The 22,544-nt window shown below is 41.3% G+C and carries 25 protein-coding genes; 12 read left to right on the top strand and 13 right to left on the bottom strand.

Annotation, left to right across the window (positions count from 1 at the left end; translation table 11 throughout):
- Positions 1-24: 24 nt before the first annotated feature.
- The 7 genes from D0T08_RS09960 to D0T08_RS09930 all read left to right on the top strand — a co-directional run bounded on the left by D0T08_RS09960 (position 25) and on the right by D0T08_RS09930 (position 5,316).
- Entirely contained in the window at positions 25-312 is a 288-nt protein-coding gene (locus D0T08_RS09960) for a hypothetical protein (protein WP_116982470.1), read from the top strand.
- Between the two features lies 1 nt (position 313).
- Positions 314-2,605, top strand: a complete 2,292-nt coding sequence (locus tag D0T08_RS09955) for a hypothetical protein (protein ID WP_116982469.1) — start codon at positions 314-316, stop codon at positions 2,603-2,605.
- Between the two features lie 23 nt (positions 2,606-2,628).
- Positions 2,629-3,504 carry a hypothetical protein gene (locus tag D0T08_RS09950; RefSeq protein ID WP_116982468.1) on the top strand — a complete coding sequence of 292 codons (876 nt, stop codon included), beginning with the start codon at positions 2,629-2,631 and terminating at the stop codon, positions 3,502-3,504.
- A gap of 4 nt (positions 3,505-3,508) precedes the next feature.
- Positions 3,509-3,988 (top strand): lysozyme, encoded by a 480-nt coding sequence (locus tag D0T08_RS09945; RefSeq protein WP_116982467.1) that lies wholly within the window; start codon positions 3,509-3,511, stop codon positions 3,986-3,988.
- Positions 3,989-4,119: 131 nt separating this feature from the next.
- A complete protein-coding gene (locus D0T08_RS09940) occupies positions 4,120-4,377 on the top strand; it encodes a hypothetical protein (RefSeq protein WP_147322745.1) in 258 nt (85 codons plus the stop codon).
- 38 nt (positions 4,378-4,415) lie between these two features.
- On the top strand, positions 4,416-4,940 hold the full coding sequence (locus D0T08_RS09935) for a phage holin family protein (protein ID WP_116982465.1): 525 nt from the start codon (positions 4,416-4,418) through the stop codon (positions 4,938-4,940).
- A complete protein-coding gene (locus tag D0T08_RS09930; protein ID WP_116982464.1) occupies positions 4,930-5,316 on the top strand; it encodes a hypothetical protein in 387 nt (128 codons plus the stop codon). Before D0T08_RS09935 ends, D0T08_RS09930 begins: the two co-directional genes overlap by 11 nt.
- Positions 5,317-5,495: 179 nt before the next feature.
- Here D0T08_RS09930 and D0T08_RS09925 read toward each other — a convergent pair whose 3' ends face one another.
- From D0T08_RS09925 to D0T08_RS09900, 7 genes are all read right to left on the bottom strand, one after another.
- Positions 5,496-5,897 (bottom strand): hypothetical protein, encoded by a 402-nt coding sequence (locus tag D0T08_RS09925; protein ID WP_116982463.1) that lies wholly within the window; start codon positions 5,895-5,897, stop codon positions 5,496-5,498.
- 307 nt (positions 5,898-6,204) lie between these two features.
- Positions 6,205-7,002 carry a hypothetical protein gene (locus D0T08_RS09920; RefSeq protein ID WP_116982462.1) on the bottom strand — a complete coding sequence of 266 codons (798 nt, stop codon included), beginning with the start codon at positions 7,000-7,002 and terminating at the stop codon, positions 6,205-6,207.
- A 55-nt stretch (positions 7,003-7,057) separates the two neighbouring features.
- Complete coding sequence (locus D0T08_RS09915) at positions 7,058-7,969, bottom strand: hypothetical protein (RefSeq protein WP_116982461.1); 912 nt, start codon at positions 7,967-7,969, stop codon at positions 7,058-7,060.
- A 200-nt stretch (positions 7,970-8,169) separates the two neighbouring features.
- On the bottom strand, positions 8,170-8,415 hold the full coding sequence (locus D0T08_RS09910) for a hypothetical protein (protein WP_116982460.1): 246 nt from the start codon (positions 8,413-8,415) through the stop codon (positions 8,170-8,172).
- A gap of 4 nt (positions 8,416-8,419) precedes the next feature.
- Positions 8,420-8,665: a hypothetical protein gene (locus tag D0T08_RS09905; protein WP_116982459.1), complete on the bottom strand. Its 246-nt coding sequence runs from the start codon at positions 8,663-8,665 to the stop codon at positions 8,420-8,422.
- A gap of 88 nt (positions 8,666-8,753) precedes the next feature.
- Positions 8,754-8,981 (bottom strand): hypothetical protein, encoded by a 228-nt coding sequence (locus D0T08_RS27430; RefSeq protein WP_147322744.1) that lies wholly within the window; start codon positions 8,979-8,981, stop codon positions 8,754-8,756.
- Positions 8,982-9,055: 74 nt separating this feature from the next.
- Positions 9,056-9,310 (bottom strand): hypothetical protein, encoded by a 255-nt coding sequence (locus D0T08_RS09900; protein ID WP_116982458.1) that lies wholly within the window; start codon positions 9,308-9,310, stop codon positions 9,056-9,058.
- A 123-nt stretch (positions 9,311-9,433) separates the two neighbouring features.
- Here D0T08_RS09900 and D0T08_RS09895 point away from each other — a divergent pair, with 123 nt between their 5' ends.
- Positions 9,434-10,219 carry a helix-turn-helix transcriptional regulator gene (locus D0T08_RS09895; protein WP_116982457.1) on the top strand — a complete coding sequence of 262 codons (786 nt, stop codon included), beginning with the start codon at positions 9,434-9,436 and terminating at the stop codon, positions 10,217-10,219.
- Positions 10,220-10,615: 396 nt separating this feature from the next.
- Here D0T08_RS09895 and D0T08_RS09890 read toward each other — a convergent pair whose 3' ends face one another.
- Positions 10,616-11,014: a DoxX family protein gene (locus D0T08_RS09890; protein WP_116982456.1), complete on the bottom strand. Its 399-nt coding sequence runs from the start codon at positions 11,012-11,014 to the stop codon at positions 10,616-10,618.
- A 48-nt stretch (positions 11,015-11,062) separates the two neighbouring features.
- Between D0T08_RS09890 and D0T08_RS09885 the strand changes: the two genes are divergently transcribed.
- Entirely contained in the window at positions 11,063-11,464 is a 402-nt protein-coding gene (locus tag D0T08_RS09885; RefSeq protein ID WP_310586258.1) for a helix-turn-helix domain-containing protein, read from the top strand.
- Between the two features lie 249 nt (positions 11,465-11,713).
- Here D0T08_RS09885 and D0T08_RS09880 read toward each other — a convergent pair whose 3' ends face one another.
- Positions 11,714-12,775, bottom strand: coding sequence for an SBBP repeat-containing protein (locus tag D0T08_RS09880; RefSeq protein ID WP_116982454.1), 1,062 nt, complete (start codon positions 12,773-12,775; stop codon positions 11,714-11,716).
- On the opposite strand from D0T08_RS09880, the gene D0T08_RS09875 reads away from it, so the two are divergent.
- Positions 12,774-13,001 (top strand): hypothetical protein, encoded by a 228-nt coding sequence (locus tag D0T08_RS09875; protein ID WP_116982453.1) that lies wholly within the window; start codon positions 12,774-12,776, stop codon positions 12,999-13,001. The genes D0T08_RS09880 and D0T08_RS09875 overlap by 2 nt on opposite strands.
- Here the strand turns inward: D0T08_RS09875 and D0T08_RS09870 are convergent.
- The 4 genes from D0T08_RS09870 to D0T08_RS27575 all read right to left on the bottom strand — a co-directional run bounded on the left by D0T08_RS09870 (position 12,976) and on the right by D0T08_RS27575 (position 18,494).
- Positions 12,976-13,350, bottom strand: coding sequence for a hypothetical protein (locus D0T08_RS09870; RefSeq protein ID WP_116982452.1), 375 nt, complete (start codon positions 13,348-13,350; stop codon positions 12,976-12,978). The genes D0T08_RS09875 and D0T08_RS09870 overlap by 26 nt on opposite strands.
- Before the next feature lie 267 nt (positions 13,351-13,617).
- Entirely contained in the window at positions 13,618-16,314 is a 2,697-nt protein-coding gene (locus D0T08_RS09865) for a 3-coathanger stack domain-containing protein (RefSeq protein ID WP_116982451.1), read from the bottom strand.
- A 263-nt stretch (positions 16,315-16,577) separates the two neighbouring features.
- Positions 16,578-18,149, bottom strand: coding sequence for an SBBP repeat-containing protein (locus tag D0T08_RS09860; protein WP_116982450.1), 1,572 nt, complete (start codon positions 18,147-18,149; stop codon positions 16,578-16,580).
- Between the two features lie 198 nt (positions 18,150-18,347).
- The gene (locus tag D0T08_RS27575) at positions 18,348-18,494 is read right to left on the bottom strand and encodes a hypothetical protein (RefSeq protein ID WP_158561236.1); all 147 of its coding nucleotides are present in this window, start codon (positions 18,492-18,494) and stop codon (positions 18,348-18,350) included.
- 368 nt (positions 18,495-18,862) lie between these two features.
- On the opposite strand from D0T08_RS27575, the gene D0T08_RS09855 reads away from it, so the two are divergent.
- Together D0T08_RS09855 and D0T08_RS09850 are read left to right on the top strand one after the other, a co-directional pair.
- Positions 18,863-20,398, top strand: coding sequence for an SBBP repeat-containing protein (locus D0T08_RS09855; RefSeq protein ID WP_116982449.1), 1,536 nt, complete (start codon positions 18,863-18,865; stop codon positions 20,396-20,398).
- Between the two features lie 187 nt (positions 20,399-20,585).
- Entirely contained in the window at positions 20,586-22,247 is a 1,662-nt protein-coding gene (locus D0T08_RS09850; protein ID WP_116982448.1) for a 3-coathanger stack domain-containing protein, read from the top strand.
- Positions 22,248-22,544: the final 297 nt, after the last annotated feature.

Raw genomic sequence — 22,544 nt, 5'->3', positions numbered from 1 at the left:
GCGAACCGCCAAAAAGTAAATTTTATGAAACTTGATTTTAATCAACCAATCGTCGGCTTAGACGGAACAGTTATCGAAGGCTCAAACATGGGCAAAATCCTGGCCGACCAATTGGCTATCAGCACCAAAGGTAATGCATTAAAGCTTTGGGAAATGGCCACGAAACTACATCGTGGCGAGGTTATCGACTTAGACCAGTCAGACCAAAGCACGGTAAAAGAATTCATCGAAAAACATGAGTCGATGCCCAATCTTACCAAAGCGCAGATGCTATTAGTATTTATCGACACAGAAAAGAAAACAAAAGCTTAAAATGGCTACTTCAAAACCCGTATTTCAGGGGATTGTTCTTAAAGATAGCGGCACGAATTACTGTGGATTATTCAACCGTCGGGTAATCAACACAAGTAGCGTTGCCGCTACTCAATACTATTGGCTGCCTACCAATAGTAGCGGCGAAATAACCGACTACCGGGCAAATATCATGAGTGGTACCACCACTCATGCCACAGATACTTTGGCCTTAGCTAACAAGCCCGCCGGATATGGCACCTTTGTAGACTCCTGGCCTACTACCAAGTATTTGTCTTATATGAATATGTACCCTTTTCAGGATTTAGGACAATTCAAATCCGGAGTGGATAGTTTTGTTGCCTCCGGTGCGACCAATATCGTTATTCCGGTTCTATGGTCAGATATTTTTGATTCTAATGCCGAACAAATCACAAATTCATCAACTGCCTATAACAAGCAGAATCTGGCTATTGACTTTGTTCAAACAAAATACCCATACGTAAAGATTAGTTTATTACTACTAATATATCAGGATGCAGAACGAAGAAATGCCAATAAATGGTGGCCTGTATCAGTCAATGAAAAAGACTGTTGGAATAATGATTTAGGGGTATGGGGATATGGAAACGCACACGCACCACTTTCTGATAAAACAGCAGGGGCAGGTCGAAGTATGATGTTAGACTTTTTTACAAAGGTCACAAATTACTATGCTAACAAGCTCGGCAGCCAGTTTAATTATATTATCCCTACAATAACTGAACAGGCAGAATATGGATTTAATTATGAAAACGGTAACCCTGCTTATAAAGCAATAATTGGTTATTCCGGAGTCACAAAAAGTGCTTTCCGTACGTGGTTGTTTAATGCAGCGGCAAATCCTGGTGCATACGCAAATCGGGAAGCACTTAATACCGCTTGGGGTACCGGATACACTGCTGATAGTCAGATAGAGCCTCCGAATACAGGTTTGGGACAAGGAACAACAGATGTAGCTGAATTAAATACAGTCTTTGCTTCAAAAAGAGGAGTTGACTGGTATTTGTTCCGTGAAAGTATGCTGTACGATTTTGCCAGCGATTGTAAAAATGCTGTCACCGCTGCCAATAGCACCTATAATACCAATATTAAATTTATCTTATCATTTGGTGGAGTATCGCCTAACGATGAGCTGGTACCATTGCGTGCCACTTACAATATTATCAAATGGGGACAAATAAGTGATGGCATGAAGACCGCTTTTGCTTCCGACAATCGTTTTAATGATACCTCTTTAACCTTAGACTATGTACAGAATTATCCTAAAAAGATAATGACTGAACTGCATCATATCGATTATTTTGGCGACCAAAACAATCCTTTGCCCTACGATGTAGTAAAAGCAAATATGATTCAATCAGGGTATGATGCAATAGCCAACGGAGCAAAAGACCTTTTATTCATCGGAGGTCCCTATCAGGATCTATGGTTCAGCAGTGTATTAAAGCCAGTTTTTAGTACCGTTAGCCCTGAGTTTCTGAGAGATAACAGCAACAACCGGGCAGCGCTGGTGAATGGGTCTGCGGCTATCAATCTTGGCGAATTATTATATAGTGGGCATAAAACCGGAGGCATCCAGAAATGGAGTTTTGGTGGTGGTAGAGCCGACAATCGTATTAATATTACATTCACCAATAGCACTGCGCCACTAGGAGACGCCAACTACCCACTTGGCTTTCAGGTAAAGGATAACCAGCGGTATTATATCAGACAAGCCGACATCAAAAACTCTTATTACGGGTTCAGGAGCCTTGAAGACGAAAACAACAATAAACCATACACAACACTTCAGCAGAACTATAACTCAACCAGATTTCCGATAATACTTACGGCCTTTGGCATTACCTATCCTACCGGGGTAGCAAAAACCAAAAGTACCATCGAGATTACCCATAGCTCCGGCGTAAAATGGCTGAAAGTAGAACAGCAATTTGGGGTAAATCCGAATGAGGGGTCTTCTGATTATTCTAATAATCACCCGGAATACCGATTTCTGAACAATCCGAATCTGGTAGAAGACTGTCGCTTCTGGCTACCATTGCCATCGTCTCATTCCGATTATTATAATATTATTATTACGGTAGCTGATGCCCCTTGCAGGTTCGATGTATATCATGCTGATGGTAATGCTCCGGGAGGGATCATCTATAATCAGGGTAAATCCAATACACCTGCCGGGACCTCAGAGACTATCAGGATATACGGGAGTCAGCTAACACAGTCGAATATTCATCAGCGATTAATCAAGATTAATAATAATCTCTGGCCATAGGGCATACACAACTGAAAAATTATATGAGAAAATTATTGTTTTTGGGGCTTTTGCCCCTTATCAACCTTGTATCGGTGGGACAACCTTTGATTCCCAAAGACGCCACCAATGCTTTTCTGGTGTTTCGGAGAGGCGATGGCATTGATACCTATTACAAAATCCACAACGTAAGGGTGTTTATCGATGAAGCCACCATTGGACGGATTATTGAAGCCAATAGCGGGATAGAATTAGTGGGATTCGCCCCGACCCAACAGATCTCACCGAATATCTATGATTTTCTACCACGAATAGAAAATATTCCGGCACCTCAGCCACCCTCTGTGGAGCCTTCCTATCCTCCTTTATCTAATGAAGCCCCAGCGGGAATGGTAAGGTTACAAATAGATGGATACGAGGGAGTGTCAGATATTTTTCTGGCAGATGAAACCTTAAAAGTAAAGAATGATAACAGGCTGAACGTACAACTAGCCATACACAGCATTAGTCTGGGCGAAAATATCGGCGACAAGCGAAGTAAGGTTGATTATGAAATTACAGACTTATCGGGCAAAGTGTGGGTGCGGGTAATCCAGAAAGAGGCAAGTATTGAAAGCAGATTAGGTGGGTCTTATGGAAATAATCATCCGGATAAACAGTATCTTTCAGGACTTAAAGAAGATTGTAATATCTATCTGCCCATTAACCGGACGTATCAGATTAAGGTACTCAGTAAAGGTAATATGATAGTCGATTTCTGGATTCATCATCCCTGGAGTGAAGACGGGCATGAACAAAGAATGTACCGCACCGATTTGGGTATTCATCAGCAGGATATATATACCCTTCACACAGCCGAATTAAGAGAAATGCCTCCATACAAGAGGGCAATTAAGATAAACATGAACGGAAAACTATAGAAACATGAAATTATCAGAAAACGGACTCAAGGAGATAAAATCATCAGAGGCTTTCAGAGCAAAGCCCTATCAGGATATTGTGGGTGTCTGGACAATCGGGTATGGCTCAACCTACTATCCTGATGGAACAAAAGTAACTAAAACAGATGCGCCGATAACAGAACCACAGGCCAGCGAATTGCTACTGCATGTATTCAATCAGGATTTTGCCCCAAATATCCCTGAGGGTCTTAACCAGAATCAATATGATGCACTGGCCTCTTTTATCTACAATGTAGGCAAGGCAGGTTTTAATAAATCGACCCTGAAGAAAAAGGTGCTTGCTAATTCGAACGACGTAACAATTAAGGCTGAATTTCTGAAATGGAACAAAGTAACTAAAGAGGGGAAAAAGGTGGTGTCAAAGGGTCTGACGAATAGACGGAAACGGGAGGCTAAATTGTATTTTACCACAGTAGAACCTTCGAAAGAGGGACATAAATAAAATCAATTCTTTTTATTAAATTTTGTCGAAGAGTTACCTTTCTCACATACATTCATTACCAATAGTAAAATAAAGCTGTAAAAACTTTCACCATCCACACAACTACCATGGAAAATGCTAATGATACTCATTTGATACCGACATTAGCCATAGCCTTAGCGGTGCTTTTCGGTACCTGCCTCCTACTCGGCCTAAAGCTTTATCAGGCTCTACGAGACAACGCCACGCTGCAACACCAGAATGCCTGTTTTACTGCCGAATCATCGCAGGAAAAAACCTTTGCCGAAATCTATGCTGATTTAACGAAAATCATCAAGGAAATCAGGCAAATCAACCGACGTCTTGAAAATCACGGTTCAGGTGCTGAGTCTACACATCTCAGGCACTGACAAGTACCTAAATACATTATCCACACATTTTTATAACCATGAAATCTACACTAATAGAGCTAAAAGACCAGCTCGTAAACCATCCCTATATGGTTTCGTTTCTGGCATTACTTTCCACCTTGTTGAAATTCGTTCTGCAATCGTGGCAGGTTGATGGTGTTCTGTTCATTTTCCTGTTTATCATGATAGCCATCGATACATGGTCAGGAATTAAACTGGCCAAAAGTCGCCAGAATTACGATTATAAGGTATTGAAAGACAAATTCGTCAAAAAAGTATTAGGCTATATCACGTTCCTGATAGCACTCTGGACATTCACAATGATGCTCTTTCTGATGAATATCAAAGACGGTGAAACCGTTATCAATAGCTATTACCTGAACGTACCGATGATGACTACCATCCTGTTCTTTGCCGGAATTGAGTTTCTGTCTATCAAAGACAACGTGACCAGGACTTTCGGCATTCGTACACCTGCCTCGGTAGTCGAGAAAGTAGAGCATTTTGTAGGCAATGGCGGAAAAGATATTGACAACTTAACTAAATCAAAACATGATGAATAAGCTGAAACTCATTATAGCAGGCGCAGGCATCTTAGGCATTGTAGCGGCCACTCTCTGGCTGCAACATGCCTTTAAGAAACTCAAAGAACGCGACCAGTTCGAAAAACAAAACAAAGCACTGCAACAAACCAACAAGGTCTTGGTTGACTCATTGCAACTTCATAAAGAGTGGCTGGCAAAAGCCTTGATTGATACTAAAAATGCCACTGAACTATATACCCTTACCAAGGGCATGACTGCCTCGTTCCAGTCGGTCATTAAAGTGATGCGGGATAGTGTCATCAGCATCAATCATGACAGAGCCACTTTAGAAGCGAGGGTACTGGAATTAGAAAAGGACTTAGTAAGTGCCAGAAAAAAACGAAAGTTCTTATAGCTTTTTACTTTTTGGGTTTTCAGAAAAGCCACCCCCTTGGGGTGGTGTTTTTTTGGAATGATCCATTTAAGTATAATATCCCTATTTGCACAAATAAATTCCCTTCAACTCACCTCACTCCCAAAACAAAAAAAGCCACCCCGATAGAAGTGGACTTTTCAATCTATAATACAATTATTTTAATTAATCGCACGCTTGATAATTGAGCACTTCTCAAAAAGTTCTGAATGCTCAAACGCCCTGAGCAGGGTATCGGCATTTTTCTGATTCATTGCCTTTAGCTTGCGGATATTCACCATCAATTCATCGTCAGATAAATTGCTCCACCATTCTATACATTTTTGCCAGCGTTTATTCGATACCGGTATTTCTACCGGAGGAAAATAAAAATTGTCAATCGACGATATTTTTAAAGCCGTTATGGTGCAAATCAAAAGAAATGCAAGAATAGCGACTTGTAACGTTAATTCGAAGTATTTTCCCTCGAAAATAAAGTAAGAGCTAGCAGTGCAAAACGCACACATAAGATACGCATACAGAACCGTATCAGAAATCCGTTTGTTTGTATGATTCTTTCTCATTGTGTAGAATTTTTTATGTATTTAAATACTAAAAAATTGTACCAGTCAGTTTTTCTTTACATTTGACCAAAATTTACAGAAATATTCTTTTATTACCAAATTTTCTTGAAATATTTTTATTAACTATATCTATCTGACTTTCTATCTGGAGTATGCATTTACCAATTCCTAAAAATCTGCTCCCCTCAATACTTCTTTGAGGTATAAGAAAACGGAATAATTAAGAGCATAGGCTCCTCTGCTCAACCGACTGGGTGTCCCCGTGCCACGGCCGTTTTCGGACGAGTATATGCGTGCCACAGTAGCCCTACACTCCCACCAACCGATAATTCGGGCTGTTCTCCGGGAAAATCACTACATTGAATAACTTCAACAACCGGCTGGCTGCCGCTTCTGAATAGGTCTTCACCAGATCATCATAACTAGTGGCGTTGGTAATCAGGTGCAATCGCCTTGGGCTCTTATAAAGCCTGAAAATGTACTCTTCTATAAAATTGATATGGGTTGATGCAAATGACGCGCCCTTGGCTATCACACTCCGCTCCTCCCGCCCCACTTCGTCGATACAGATTTCGTAATGCTCATGTCCGAATTTGTTACGCTTATCCGTAATATGAAAATAGTTAAAGGCAGCCTCGCCCACTTCTTTGTAGGCTTGTACCATTTCCTGCGCTTCAACAATCCGGAATGAAGCAAATGGGTTATTCTGAAACGCCTGCATCATTGAGGTTTTGCGGCAACCTACAGGACCCATTATCAGAAAACCCTTGCGCACATCAAGCCCTGAAAAAAGGTTCCTTCCATAGAAATAGTCTAGAAGGCCGTTTAATTCAGCCGAACAGTACTGGTCAATCGCAAATTCGGCATTTGTATCCTCCTGCATTACAATGGCCCGCCACTTTCCGATAATCGTATCCCTGAACTCATCAAAACTTAATTGCAAGGGTTTCAGAGCTTCCAACCGCTCCTTTTCTGACTCCTCGTAGCGGCGACGTTCCTCGACTTTTTTCTGTTCATCAACCGTGCAAGCTACCTGATAGTAGAAGTTTCCGGCAAAATCATGAGCCAATGTCGCAAAAAGCTTGTCTAAAAAGGTTTCGTCCACACCATGTGTTTTTGCTTCATTTTCAAAGAGATTTTTCAGTTGAGGCAGTAGGGTTTCAGCCAGTCTTTTCTTCTTTTCCGAAAATATTTTTGCGTACGGGGTTTCCGCTAGTAGCTCTTGGTTTTTCAAGGAATGGTTTTGCTGACGCCGCGGATGCTCCGGCAGCTTTATTTCCGGGTTTTGCATGGCTGTGAATGATTTCGTTGTTCCATCGTTTTTGGTTCAGGTATGTTTCCAGATTGGCCCGGTATTTCTTCTCAGGCGTCGACCGTACATACGCCGGAATATGCTGCCAGGCCAGCCACTTTTCCTTATCGCTCAGGGCATACCATTTTTTCTCACAGCGCTGCCTGTCGCCGATTTTTTTGTCGTAAGTATCCCATATCTGCTGAAAACTCACGCTTTCTCCCATCACTTCTGTTGATGGAGGGGGGCCTGGCGCAAGTTGGGGGGAGGTATTTTCTGGCTTCTCCTCTGCTGTTTCATCAAACTCTGTCACCGTGTCTATCGTCGGAACTTCTGTTTCGACATCCTGACTTGTTTCCTGGTTAGTTGGTTTCTTTGTTTCCTGATTCTCTGGTTTATCTATACTAACAGTGCTTTGTCGGGTGCTTTCACTTTGCTTTGTCACGTGCTTTATCAGTGCTTTATCAAGTGCGTTACCAGTTGCTTTATCAAATTTTGACAAAGCAACTATGGTAGCAGTATGCTGATTTTTACTCTGCTGTATTACCTCAATAAAACCCCATTCAACCAGATTATCGAATACCTTTTTATAGGTATTGACCGAACGGATACCCAGCACCTCCATGGCTTCAGAGGTCGACAGTCCGAATTTTTCTTTTTGCCCCAGTCTGTTCCATTTCTCTATCACCCACATAAACAAAGCTGTATGCGCAGGCGTATTAATATCAGGATTCTCAAAAGCCCAATCAAACCAACTTCTTGATAAATTATAACCGTTCATTTAAAAATTGAGTGATTGAGTGATTTTGTGAATGAGTGATTAGGTTGGAATTGAATGAGCTCAGTGCAGAGATAGATTTTATGATTTAATGACATTGTGACAATTGAGTAAATAATACTAAATGAAAGCATTGCAAGGAGCATTTGTAAAAGAGTAAAAATTAATCATTCACTCATTCACTAAATCACTCAATTACCCACCTAATATCCATTAATCTTCGAAATATTCTCTCCACTTACCCGTAGTTCTTCATACAAAGGCTTATCGGTGAGGCTCTTGAAATCGGTTTTCCTTTGGATAATAATGCTATAGTTACTCCCCTTTTCTTCAAACCGCACAAATGTGCCGTAAAACTCCTTGTTCTGATTCGACGCGTTTTTGAGCGTGGTAATGATATTGACCAGTTGCCCCTCTTTGAGCGATTTGGCTATTTTGTAGTTCGACATCTCTTTATTGATTAAGAACCTTGATTGACTGAATATTAGCTACCGGGAAAGTCAGCGTAACTTTCCTATGACCCCTCTCCTGAAGAATCTCTATCCAGAGCGGGTAATGATACGATTCTGAGAATCGGTGTTGCAGAAACACACCCTGTTCGGGCAATGGCTGTGTGTCATGAGCCGTAATTTCTTTCGAGTAGACAATTACCTCATCGCCCGTTGTCAGTTCATTGATTTTTTCTTCTATTGAATTCATTTGTTATTTGGTTTATATAAAGCAAGTGCGGCCGGCGCTATTGCGCAGAAAAAATGTAGTATTAAGATTTACTTATGTCGGAGGTCTCTCAGTTCCCAATCACAAACAGCAGAATAAATGGCAGAAGTATCAATGCCATGAGTAGTAATTCACGAAAAGCCCCCCGGTCGAAATCCTGCGAATAATACTGTCTTGATTGCAAGTTTTCGGGTTTGCTCAGGCAGACTGTCAGCCCCAGTGTGAGGGCTAACAGACTCACCAGTATTAGCACAGCAAGCAGTAGGCGTGCATCAGCTAAATTAATGGATAGGTGCATGGTTGTAGGTGTTTTGTTGTGTGGATTTGGTGCTTTTTTTAATCACAGTAAAGACGATTTTATCATTCACTCCCTTACGCCTGATGCGTTTCAGGATTAATAAATAATTTAATCACTTTCAGGTTGGCGCTTACTACCCGCTGTACAGTTGAGCGTTTGGCGTGTCGGCCTCTCATTACATTAAAATAAGAATATCGGCTGAGACCCGAGTAGGCCAACGCCTTTTCTTTCGACCCTTTTCGCTTCGATAATTGTGCCTGATACATCTCATAAACACTGGGCGGAAGCGCAATCATATTTAAAGAATGAAATGGTTTTGTGTTGTCCATTTTTTTTATTTGTTTTGTATTACGATACAGACTTACAATTGAACTGTACAAATGTACGGCACTTTTGTACAAAATTCAACAAATTGTACAAATTTTTTGTACAATTTTTATGCATCCATACCAATGAAAACCCAAATCGTTGATAATAAGGTAATTAACCTTATTGATTTTCAGAAAAGCAAACGCTTGAAAACCGAAGAAGTGGCCACCAGGCTAGGTATTTCCACTAGTCTGTTGTACAAATTGTATAAAGGCGAGCGGAATCTGACAGACGAGCTTGTAGAAAAAATTCAGACAATTATGTTTGAAGAATCCCTGCAACAATCAGGGCAGATTGAACGTGTAAGAAAACAGAAAATTGAGGTAAACAAGCCGGATGCGCTCATAGTCTCGATTGATACTAGTGAAGTTTTAGAAGAGTATATAAATACACACGGAAACCGTTTTACGCGAGTAGACGGCGAAACAATAATAGAGGTGCCTTTGCTGAACTATGAAGCTTATGCGCGGTATCTGGACGAGATTTCGGAAGCCCGCATTTATGAAAGTGAAAAGCTGGTGACATTTGTGGTCGATAAATTTGACCCCGCGTTTCACCTGGCTTTTAAAGTCTACGGAGATTCGATGAATGGGGGGCGGCTGAATGACACCCCCGATAAAGCCATTGTGCTGGGCCGCGAGGTAGACAAAAACCTGTGGTTTGATGGCGGCCTGAAAATCGACAAATACGGCTACGGTTGGGTGATACTCACCGACCGTAATATTCTTTTTAAAGACATCGTATCATTAGATAAATCGCGGGGAATCATCACCTGCCATTCGCGCAACCCAAGCCCCGAATATTCAGATTTTGAATTATCATTGCGGGAAGTCCATCAGGTTTTTAAGGTTTTGAAGAGGATATTTTAGGGGAGAGAAAACTTTTTTTGTAGAGACGCAATGATTAAGATTCACGAAATAAACGTTTTGGCTAAAGTCAAATAGAATGTAATATACCATGGCAATTGATTCAATAACCCCACTCGGCGTCTGCCCATTTTCAAATGGGGTAAAAAATGAAAACAATTATCCGCATCAGCTTTAGCCAAATAAAGAATAAAGTCTGTGAACGCTTATTTTGTGAATTTTAACACAGCACCTTCTGGGGTTTGTAAATTGTTGCTAGATTTTCCCTATTTATAGACCTTTGAAAAAGCAATGCATTGAGATGGGTCGCCACCTCGGCTCTACAGAAATGGTTTTTATTCTTTTTTGAATATATCTTCCAGTTTATAATCTTTTATTAATACAATCAAGGTAGCTAGCCTACCGCTCACTAATAACCACTTTACCCCTCCTTACCCAAACCACAAACCCGGCCACAATCACTACAAAAACATTAAAGCCTGTCTGAGCACCCTCCCCTCTTGAAATATGAAAGACAATAGCAGCTAACATGAGGGCGATTACACTGTAAGCAGCATAAATAGTAATAACAGGTCTTATACGCAAGGCAGCGGGTAGGGTGAGTCCCAGGCCTCCTAATAAATCAAATACGCCTGTCACTCTGGTGAGAGTCGGATTATCGCCTGTCCAGGGCCACATCTGGGCTAGCTGCTCAATCGGTTGGAATAATTTCATGCCTGCGGCCCATAGTAATGTAGCCGTCAGTAAAAGCTGGCAAATCCATGCCGTAATATTAAGTACTTTTTGAGGTGTTGCCATAGTGTTGTATTTTTTTATGGCACAAGATTACGTAAATTTGCTATCCGAATGATAGTACTATCCTTTTGGATAGCGCTATCCCACGAGATAGTAACGCTAAACACCTCTGAAATGCTCACTAACGGTACCTGCCCTAAAACCATGCTTTCTATCAAAGACGCACTCGAAGCGGTTGAAGGCAAATGGAAATTGCTGATATTATTTGCGCTATCGTCGGGGCCTAAACGTTTTAAACAGATTAGCAAAGACGTAAACGGCATCACAGACAAAACGCTCTCCAGAGAACTGAAGAATCTGGAAGCCAACGAACTCATCAAACGGGAAGTACATGATACTTTTCCGCCAACGGTCGAGTATTCTATCACCGCGCACGGTTTATCACTTGAAAAAGTGCTGCAGGAACTCCACCTCTGGGGTTTATTGCACCGCAAGCAGGTGATTGGGAAATAAACAACGGCAATGTTGCATGCCTATCCTCAGACCAGCAACGGCGTATCACGGTTGCACTCGGAGAATTATACTACGGGGAGTGGTGTCCCACGCTAATTGTGACATACAAATAGTCTACACGAGTGGACGCGTGCCACGGCCCTTTACAGATCAACATAGCCGTAACAACGGTTATGCTGTTATACATCTACTGCAAAGCCCACCAATTGGCGGGCTTTACCAGAATAATCTGAACAATCCCCTACTCCATCAGTCTCTTATTCTCAATATAAAGGCATTTGATAAGCCGCCACAAAAAAAGGTATTGTCGCCTATTGTAATTTCTTCTACATAATAACCGGCAGTATAAACATTCCCTGTGCTATCTGTTTTTATCTCTAAAGCATCATCCTGTTCTTCCCCACCTATTCCTTTTACCCACTGCAACTTAAATTTAGAATTATATTTGGCTATAAATACATCGGCACTTCCGGTATCTACTAATTTAGTGCCTCCAAAATAGGAATAATAAAGGAAATTTCCGGCTATATATATATTTCCTTCAGAGTCAAGGGCTATTGCTTTCGGGAATTCATTATGATCTCCTCCATCTTTTTGTACCCACTGCAAATCACCGGCGTTAGAAAACTTACCAACAAAAACATCCGCTCCTCCGGTAGGAGTCAGTGTCTCGGAACCGAATGTAGCAGTATCCCAGAATTCGCCAAGAATATACAGGTTTTTATTAGCATCAGAAGCTATACCCTTTGCATAGTCATCACCCGAACCTCCCATGCCTTTTGCCCATGCCACAATACCATTGCTATCGTAACGAATCATAAATATATCTTTATAACCACTGTGGCCAAGAGACTTAGTACCAAAAGTAGCATTACCTGCAAAATCGCCTATTACAGTTATTTCTCCGTCAGTATTCATTACAATACCGTTTGCTTTATCATCCTGTGTACTCCCGCCTTTTCTTGCCCATTGAAAAATGCCATTGTTGTCATATTTAGCCACAAACATATCAAGACCTCCGGCAGTGGTATAAGTTGTGGTTCCAAAAACAGCATTATTACCAATGTATCCGCATAAATATAAGTCTCCATTGCCGGCAAGGGCCAGGTCGGTGGCTTCGTCGTCCGATGGGCCACCTGCTTTTCGTACCCATTGAAGGTTGCCGCTGCTGTTCATTTTAGCTATAAAAATATCTCTCAGTCCGCTAGTGGCAAAGGCAGTTGTACCAAAGGTAGCACTGGCTTGGTAATACCCTGCCAGATAAATGTTCCCGCTAGCATCAAGCACAATTTCATTTGCTTGCAGAAGCATGGCAGAATACCCTATTTTCTGCACCCATAATAAACTTCCGGTACTGGTATATTTAGCTACGAATAGTGTAATGATATTTGCTCCTGATCCTGTCACCACTGTATTATCAAATCTGGCCGATTCTTTAAAATATCCTGCTACATATACATTTCCTGCCGAATCAGTAGTAATTGCATTAGAAGAAGAAACAAATGTCTCACCTATACATTTCCTGCCGAATCAGTAGTAATTGCATTAGAAGAAGAAACAAATGTCTCACCTATATGCCAAGCAAGCATCGAAGGACTTACAAGTTCAGAATCAGTGAGTACCTTCACCCATTTATTCTTTTTATACAGTCGCAGGCAATTGAAAGTAAGGTCGTAGGCCATATCGCCATTCTGAGGATTGGGCAAAGCGGCAATAGCATCATAACTCAGGCGAGGAACAGTGCTTCCCTGCTTGGGTGTAATACCATCAGGTAGTATGGTAACACTCTGCGAAAAAGCCGCAGGCGTATAGGCAAAAATAGCCAACAACACCACTGCCTGAATGGAGCGAATAACAGTTTGAAAAGTAATAGTAATTGTTTTCATAGACGACGTGTCTCTAAAGTTTTGAATGTAAATGAATACCCAAAACTAAAGCACAAGCCTACGCTCATAAAAAATAGCTCTGTTAATAGCAGAAAAGAACAACTGAGTTGTAATGAATGCGGGAGTGAGTTGTTTAGTGCAGAGGGGGTTCAGGGTAGTAAGCCGAAAAACTTAAAAGGCCTGCCATTGCAAAACCCACAAGATTTGCAGCCTATTCAAAAGTCAATTGCAGAAAATTTTATCATTTCGGTTCCTGCTATCTTCACTTTATTTACATTGTTTAATATTGGCATAAAAGACCGAACCGGATTTCGCCTCAAAGCCCGGCATCAGCGTAATGTTTCTGGCCGAAAACAGATTAACTGCTGTAGGTAATACTATTTTCTCAGTACTCGTAACTGCTTCGGTATGGTAATAAGTACCCGTCAGTGAAATACTGTTACGGGTATTGGTATCCTCACAAAGCCCGGCAATAAACATTTCATTGCCATATTTATAATCGTCTCTACGGTAAACTACCGAGTTGTTGTACACCAGCACCCCATTCTCAATGGGTCTGGAATAAGGATAATTCGTAGAGATAACAGCCTGCATGATACGCTTACTCTGACCTGTAGTCAGATCCACTACCTCAATAAATTCGCCACGGTGCGGGCTATATTCTACTCTCGGCATCCAGAGGGTATTGCCTAAACAGGCCGGGAGTTGGTCTTCATAAAAACCAGCAGAAAACTCCGGGCCTATCTTTGATAAAGTGGCTGCGGCAATGTCATACTTCCAAAGCTGGCGAGGATAATCCCCCAGAAAATAAATACTATTGGCACAATTACAAAGATTATAGGTCTCGTATATTTCATCGCTTCTCATCAAAAACTCCAGGCCATTCATTGCATTGTTGGTGCGGTACAAATGCATGGCACCGCTTCCATTTTCTATTACTTTCAAGGCAAAATACAGATTCTTGCCATCTGAGGTCAGATTTGAATGGCCCCTGAATTCCAGATCAAACATTCCCTTCATGTCCGCAATAAACGTAGTACCGGCCACAGTACCATCCGTTTTCCACAGATAAGATTTATAGTCAATGCGTATCAGCATCACGAGCGTGTTATTTACCTCAAAAAAACCCAGATTCATTGTCGCATTATTATTCTGCAAAAAAGTCTTTAATAGTTTTGTTCCTGTAATGGTTCCATCTGTTTGCCAGAGCTCATAACCATCAGATCCGTTAACAAAGAAATACCACTTATTCTGAAATAACGTGAACTCAGTTTTCCAAAAATTTAGCGCATTCGGAAAACGCTTAATCAATGTCTGAGAATGATTAGAAGGATTATACTCATATAACTCATCCTGATGAATCAAGACAAACCGCTGATTTACCTTAACCGTTTTCATAGCATAATCGTGGGTGGCAAATAGTTTTTTAGAACTATGGCTTCTTGTTTTTAAATTAATTTCTCTCACTCCTTCAGAATCAAAACTATAAAAAACACTATCGTTTTTAATAAAAAACTCCCACCCCAAACCTCTGGAAGTCGTATCCGGTATAACTATTGTATTTTCAGGTAAGCCCTGGGTAAAAACCACAACAGGTTCGCTGGTTCTCCTTTCTGCTTTATAAACCAGGTATTTATCTACCATCCTTACATACTCTGCAAGCCTTCCTTCTGTATTGGTATTCAAGAATCTGTACACCGAAAACACATTGTTTTTATAGACATACAACTGCGTACCCAGATTTGAATTCCTTACTTTACCCACTACAAACAAATCATGGCCAATACAAGCCATACGCTCAATATTCTCAAAATCTGCATTGAGTTTAATAAAGGCCGATGTACTCTTTACATATTGCCACACTTGCCCGTTATCAGCCCCGAAGTAGACCTTACTGCTATCCGGCGCAATGGCAAAACTTTTAACCGCCAACGAATCATGCAGCTTGGTGTGCGTAATATTATTGGTTTCGCGGGCTTTAAATGTAAACAGGTCATTATCCAGCACATAATATAAATTATCACCTATATTGAATGGTAATAACCTGGAAGACCAACTCACAACATCAGAAGTATGAGCGGCGGTGCCATCTGTTGCCCAGATTTTTCCTCCGGGTGCCACATACAGGTAAGTTTTAAGCCTATAAGTTGCCGGATCATACCAGGAAACAAGGTTTAAGTCAGAAATCTTTGTGGTACCTGCCACTGTTCCATCAGTAGCATAAGTACCGGCTGCCGTAAACACAAATTTTCCATTTGCTTCTCCGACAGCGTACATCATGTAATCATACATCGTCTTCAAAACCACAATATTTCCGTTGGCATCCATTGCTTTTATCGAAACATTCCCGCCTTCACCAACGGTAGCAAAATAGACTTTATCTGTACCTGCATACGTAAATTTATATACCATATTCTGCCCCGTTGTCACTGCTACCGGAGCATTGTTTGCCACTATTTTCCGTACCTCAAAATTCGAATCGTTATTAATTTCTTTATGAAAATAAAAATCGTTATTCATTACACCAATTACATCATCTACCTGTTCATAATTAGCTTTTTTCTGCGTTCCGGCACTTGTTCCATCGCTATACCAGATATCAGTGGGCATATGATTAGAAATAACAAAATAAAAATAGTTACTGCTGGTCTTATAAAACTTCCCCAAAATGGCATCCCCCGGGAAAGTAACGCGGTCTTCTTTAATTATACTAAACTGACCAGTAGTGTGGTCAATAGCGGCCAACTGTACCTTTTTATGACTGGTATATTCTGCCGGAACTTCTTCTGTAACTCCGGCAATCAGCAGATAGGTCTTCCCGCCAAAATCCATAAAATCCAGTATGCTGGTACTTCTGGGGTCAGTATTAATATCTGCAACAATATTATTACGGATATTCTGCGAAAAACAGGCAAAGTCGGCAAAGAACAATAAAACAACAACAGTAATATAACGGTAAATCATATGCGAAATAGAATAATATAGTCACAAATAATTAAAAGGCTGCTTTTATCAGTGGTTACTACCTGTGTAATAATCGGGCCTTTGTTTCTATATGCAATGCTAATAAAATAATCTATCATAAAAAAGCACTGGCACCAAAAAGCAAACCATCTTATATGCCTATATCCTGTAACCCAATAACACGCAAAGCCCATCAATTAGTGGGCTTTGCAGTAATAATCTATCCTTTTATTAACCAAAATATTCTAATAACTTTACTCCTGTCAATCTGTAAATCTTACTATAAAAATATCATTCACCCCTTTGGTGTTTAAAGTAGCATTATCACAGGTAAACATGCCACCAAAATATCCCATACTGTAAACATTTCCTTTGGTATCTGCTACCATTTCAAAAGGTGCCTCCAGATTATTTCCTCCCATTTCTTTTGCCCACTGCACCTCACTATCAGGAGTATATTTTGCCACAAACATACCTGCATAGGCTTTACCATACAGAGTAGTGCCTCCAAATACTGAAGGCTTCAGAAACTCTCCGGTTATATATATATTGCCATTCACATCAATGGCCATTGAATGGCATAGCTCATTAGAAGTTCCTCCATCTTTCCTTACCCATTGTACAGTTCCTGAGCTAGTAAACTTAACCAGAAAAATATCAGACCCTCCGCTGCTGGTCAAGCCAAAGTTATCAAAACCAGCTGATCCTTGAAAACTACCACTAATGACAAGATTATTCTCACTATCCAACGCTATATCTGTACCATAATCAGTGCTGGAGCCACCCAGACGTTTAGCCCATGTTAAATTGCCATTGCTGCTATATTGCGCCAGAAATACATCTGTATTACCAGATGAGGTATAGGTATCAAAGTCAAAAGTAACAGTTCCCAAAAAAGAGCCGATAACTGTTATCTTTCCATTAGTGTCAACTACAATACTGTGTGAGGCTATTCCATTAGAGCATATTCCTCTACGCAACCATAGTAGGTCGCCATTTGCATCAAATTTAACAATAAAAACACTATTACCAGAGCTCAGATAAGAGTTGCCTCCAAAGGTAACATTCCCGTTAATTACTCCGGTTATATAAAGATTTCCATTACTATCCACGCCTAAACTTTTACCTTCGTCATCACCGGTTCCACCTGCCCGTTGTACCCATTGCAAAGTGCCGTTGTTGCTATATTTGGCTATAAAAACATCTTTCTGTCCCGAGCTTGTCAGGGTATTTGCCCCAAAAGTAATAGTATTATGAAAATACCCGGTTACAAAAATATTTCCGTTGGCATCCAATACCAGGTCCAAAAACTCAGCAGAAAAACAATAAGCTATTTTTTGAACCCAAAGCAATTGCCCGGCACTGGCATATTTAGCAATAAATAGTGTTGTCAGGTCTACGCCATTTCCGGTCACTTCTGTATTCCCAAACATGGCAGACTCCTGAAAATAGCCTCCTACATATACATTCCCGCTGGCATCTGTAGCCAGGCCGCTTCCCCAGTCATTTTTTGCCCCCCCTATCTGCCAGATAAGCGTAGATGGGTTTGCCAGATCAATATTGCTCAATATCTTTACCCATCTGTTTTTGCAATACAGACGCTTGCAATGGAAAGTAATATCATAGGCTTCATCGCCGTCCTGCGGATTAGGCAAGGCCATAATGCTCTCATAACTCAAACGCGGAATAGCACCCGACTGCTTGGGCGTAATTCCACTGGGCAGAATGGTGACATGCTGCGAGAAAACGGTATTGGCAGATAGAAAGAGAACCAGCCATAACAATACAGTGGCAATAGAGCGAATTGTGAGATTAAAAAAGAAATTAGTTTTCATAAAAGCTTTAATAACAATGATTGTTCAAAAATAAAGCTCAGGCCCGTACCCATAAAAAATACCTTGCCTAATGGTCAAAAACAGGCAAGGAAAGGTAGAAGAATCGTAGAAGAAGTAGAATATACTTTCGGGTAACCTATCGCTCCCAGATAGTTTTCTATTCTACTTCCAATTCCGTTTCTTTGTTAGGATTTTACCTTATACGCAAAACCTACTATTACATTCTTCTTCCGTGGCTAAAAAGTTTTCATCTTCTCTGAAGAAACCGCTGTTTTTCATCCTGAGCTTCTTGCGGGCTAATTGTTCTTTTGCCCAGTTATCAACTATCACAGCAACAAAATTCATTCAGATAGCACATTTATTAGGGAAAAGGGGCAACACCACTTAGGTGTCAATTGTCCTCCTCGCCCCATATGCCTCCCTTATCCACTATGGTTCTTCCCTGTTCTACTATTCACCCGAAACTTCACCCAAAACTAACCCTGATCAACTGCAACCTATTGAGTTAAGGTTATTTTTTTGTTAATTTATTAGCCGGAGCTACCTTCAAAGACCTCTAAGACAACCAACTGGCTATCAAATATTTATAAAAATCGCCATTAAGTGCTATCATAAATTTATTTATAGGCATTTGCTAGTAATCTTCCTTAATATTTTATTAATTTTATACCTCAGATTATCTATTCCACTTCTTCATTTATTCCTATTAGCTTATGAAAAAAATCCTCTACTTCTGTTTAGCGCTTGCGCTATTTACTCATTCGTATGCACAACAGGTAACTATCACCCCCGACGGAATCACCCCTAAAAACACTTATCCCCGTATCAGCTATACTGCCATCCTGGCTTTACCTAACCCGCAGGAAGGCGATCTGGCTTTTGATACTACCTATAAATGCCTACGCATTTACATAGAAGGCAAATGGCTATGCAGCTATCAGGATCCCAATGCGTATGTATCCAGTATAGCTCCTATTATATCAGCAGGGGGCACCGGAGCTGATATGGGTCAGGACATTGCCGTTGATAACAGTGGCAATATTTATATTACAGGCACCTTTACCGGTACAACCCAGTTTGGCGCAATCAGTAAAACTTCAGAAGGGTCTTCCGACATCTTTATAGCCAAATACAATAGCAGTGCGATTCTGCAATGGGTAAAATCGGCGGGCGGAGAAAATGGCGAAGCGGCCACATCTATCGCTGTAGATGCCAGTGGAAACGTATACGTAACAGGCTCTCATGGAGGTGAAGCTACGTTTGAGTCGGTTACACTATCAACCTATGGTGGTACCGATATTTTTGTAGTTAAATACAATACAAGTGGAGTATTTCAGTGGGTAAAAGCTGCCGGTGGCGAACAGAATGATGTCGGCCTGGGCATTGCCGTAGATAATAGCGGGCTTGTCTATCTTACAGGCTCTTATATCGATTACGCCCATTTTGGTGCCAGTATTACGATAAATGCTCAGGGAGAATTAGATGAGTCAGACATTTTTATAGCCAAAATGGATAATACAGGTACCTTTCAGTGGGTGCAAACCGCCGGAGGCGAAAATAAAGACCAGGGAAAAGGCATCGTAGCAGACAACACCGGTATATATCTGACTGGCGATTTTGAAGGTACAGCCACCTTTGGTGCTATCAACAAAACTGCCACCGGGCTATCGGATATGTTTGTAGCTAAGTATAATACCAGTGGAGATTGCCAATGGGTAAAATCGGGCGGCGGAACAGCAGACGACCACGGCAATGGCCTTGCCATAGATGCAAGCGGAAATGTATATATAACTGGCCAGTTCTACGGCACAGCTACTTTTGAGGCCACCAATATCGGCACCAGTATCGCCAATACCTATGAAATTTTTCTGGTTAAATACAACAATAGCGGCGCTTTGCAGTGGGCACAGGCAGCCGGAGGCACAGCTTTTGACAATGGTTCCGGCGTAGCTGTGTTCGGCAACAACGTATATCTCACTGGCTTCTTCACAAACTCGGCCACCTTCGGCACAAACACCGTGAGTGGCTATGGAGACTTCGATATTTTTGTAGCCAAATACTCCAATGGCGGCGTTTGCCAGTGGGTACAGGCAGCAGGCGGCACAGGTCAGGATTACGGCAATAATATAACAGTTGACAGCACTGGCAGAGCCTTTGCCATTGGCTATTATCTGGGCACAGCCACCTTTGGCCCAACCACCAAAACCTCACAGGGCTTGACAGATGTTTTTGTGAGTAGAGTTGATTGATTATACCATCCATTCACTCCTGCGGGCATGAGCTATCCTGGCCTCTCGCAGGGGTGTCTTTTTTGAACAGCCGATGTCGAGGGGTGAGGAAATTTTATGACAGAAAATAATTTTATTTGCCCAATCAAACTCTAAATCTTAATTTTAGGCGTTGTGATTAACCTACCCCTATTGTATACACTGTTTTATGAGAGAACTTTTCTTCCTTTTGTTCCTGTTACCGCTGTCTATCCTTGCTCAAACACCCGATAAACAACTGCTTGCTGATGCTGACAATATTTTTTTAAATAGCTTTTCTGTACAATCATCTGCCGATAGCATATCTACAGAGGTATCATCCACCTGGCTTGCTCCTACCTGTTCAGCTGTCGATTTTGCAGCCCTCAAAGATTTTTATGAAACCTTGCACGGAGATAACTGGCGCAATAAAACAGGATGGTCTTTGGTAAAAAACAATGATTCGCCCCCACCCTACTGCACCTTTGCCAGTATGCATGGCATTACGAGCGCCATTATAGATGGCGAAGAACGAGTGACAGGTATGCAGATGCATGATAATAAAATGTCGGGGCCGTTTCCTGCAGGGCTCTGTACTATGACCAAAATAGAAGTACTTGATTTAAGTCTGAACCCCATAGCCGGAGATATGCCGGTAGAATTTTTTAACCTTACTTTACTAAATCACCTGGATATGGATGCCTGCTGGCTTACAGGCCCTGTGCGCCCGGAGATAGCAAACTTAGTGAATCTGGAGTACCTAAACATCTACAGCAACAGACTCAGTGGTCCCCTCCCATCCGAACTTGGTAGCCTGCCGAAAATCAAGTATATCTACCTGTATATGAATATTTTATCAGGTAGTATTCCACGTGAATTAGGGAACTTATCCAACCTTCTTATCCTAATGCTCGACAATAATCGGCTGACGGGCGATATTCCCGCCGAATTGGGAGATTTACCTGTGATTCAACGCATAGGCTTGGGAGATAATCAGCTAACGGGCAATATTCCTCTTTCCTTATTTAACCTGACAACTCTTACCGAATTCTATCTGAATGACAATCTTCTAACAGGCACTATTCCTCCGCAGATTGGTAATCTTGTCAATCTCACTTCCTTGCATTTAGGCCGAAATATATTTACCGGCAGTATACCCAGTACCATTAGTAATCTAACTAAACTTTATTATCTGTACCTATACGATAATTACCTGACCGGAAGCATCCCGGAAAACATTGGAAATCTGAAATTGCTTTCATCACTTGGTCTGTCTGAAAACCAGTTAACCGGAAGCATTCCGGCAAGTATAGGTGATTTAACTGATCTGAATTGGTTGTTGCTATACGATAATTCATTGAGCGGCCCTATTCCACCAGAATTGGGCAAACTAAAAAATGTAACGCTGGTGTCATTAGGCAACAATCGGTTATCCGGAAGTATTCCTGCAGAACTGGGTGAAATGGGGAGTACATCAGGCTATGTTTCATTGAGTGCTTATAATAATTTATTGACGGGTTGCTATCCTGCAAACCTGAAAAAACTATGCAGCAGAGGTGCCAGTTTTGATACAAATGTGGGCTTGGCAGCACTTTTTACAGACTTCTGCGCTACTAATGCAGGTGCCTGTCCTTGTCCGCAATCGCTTACACTTCAAAGCACAGCTAACGATGTAAATTCAGGCGTTCAGGCCTTTGAAACAGATAAAACCACCGGAGAAATCACAGCAAGCAACCAGATTACTGGAGCCGCCAACATCACCTTCCGTGCCGGGCGAAGCATTTTGTTAATACCAGGCTTTCTGGCCAATCAAGGCACAGTATTCAAAACCGAGCGAAGCGGGTGTAATTAATCCCCTTGCCAAGCGTCTACTCGTCCGCAAACGCGCGTGGTACGGGTATCTGAGAGCAGTCTATCAATACAGCATAGCTAAAACCAATCTTTATTTTTTACATTACGGAACCTACAAATAATCAATGAATTAGCTATTCTTGAAAAATAATCTGTACCTGCCTAACCTGTATCAATGCCAATTAATCAATCTATTAAAATTTTAGTAGAATAATTCCTTATTCCCCAAAACAAACCAACTCAAAAATAGTTTTAGTCTAATATACAGCTTTTACTGTCTCACCAATTTTCCCTAAGT

The sequence above is a fragment of the Emticicia sp. C21 genome (assembly GCF_003418935.1).
In the GTDB taxonomy this organism is placed as follows: domain Bacteria; phylum Bacteroidota; class Bacteroidia; order Cytophagales; family Spirosomataceae; genus Emticicia.
Note: the sequence above shows the minus strand (reverse complement) of the source record. Positions and strands in the feature narration are given on the sequence as shown.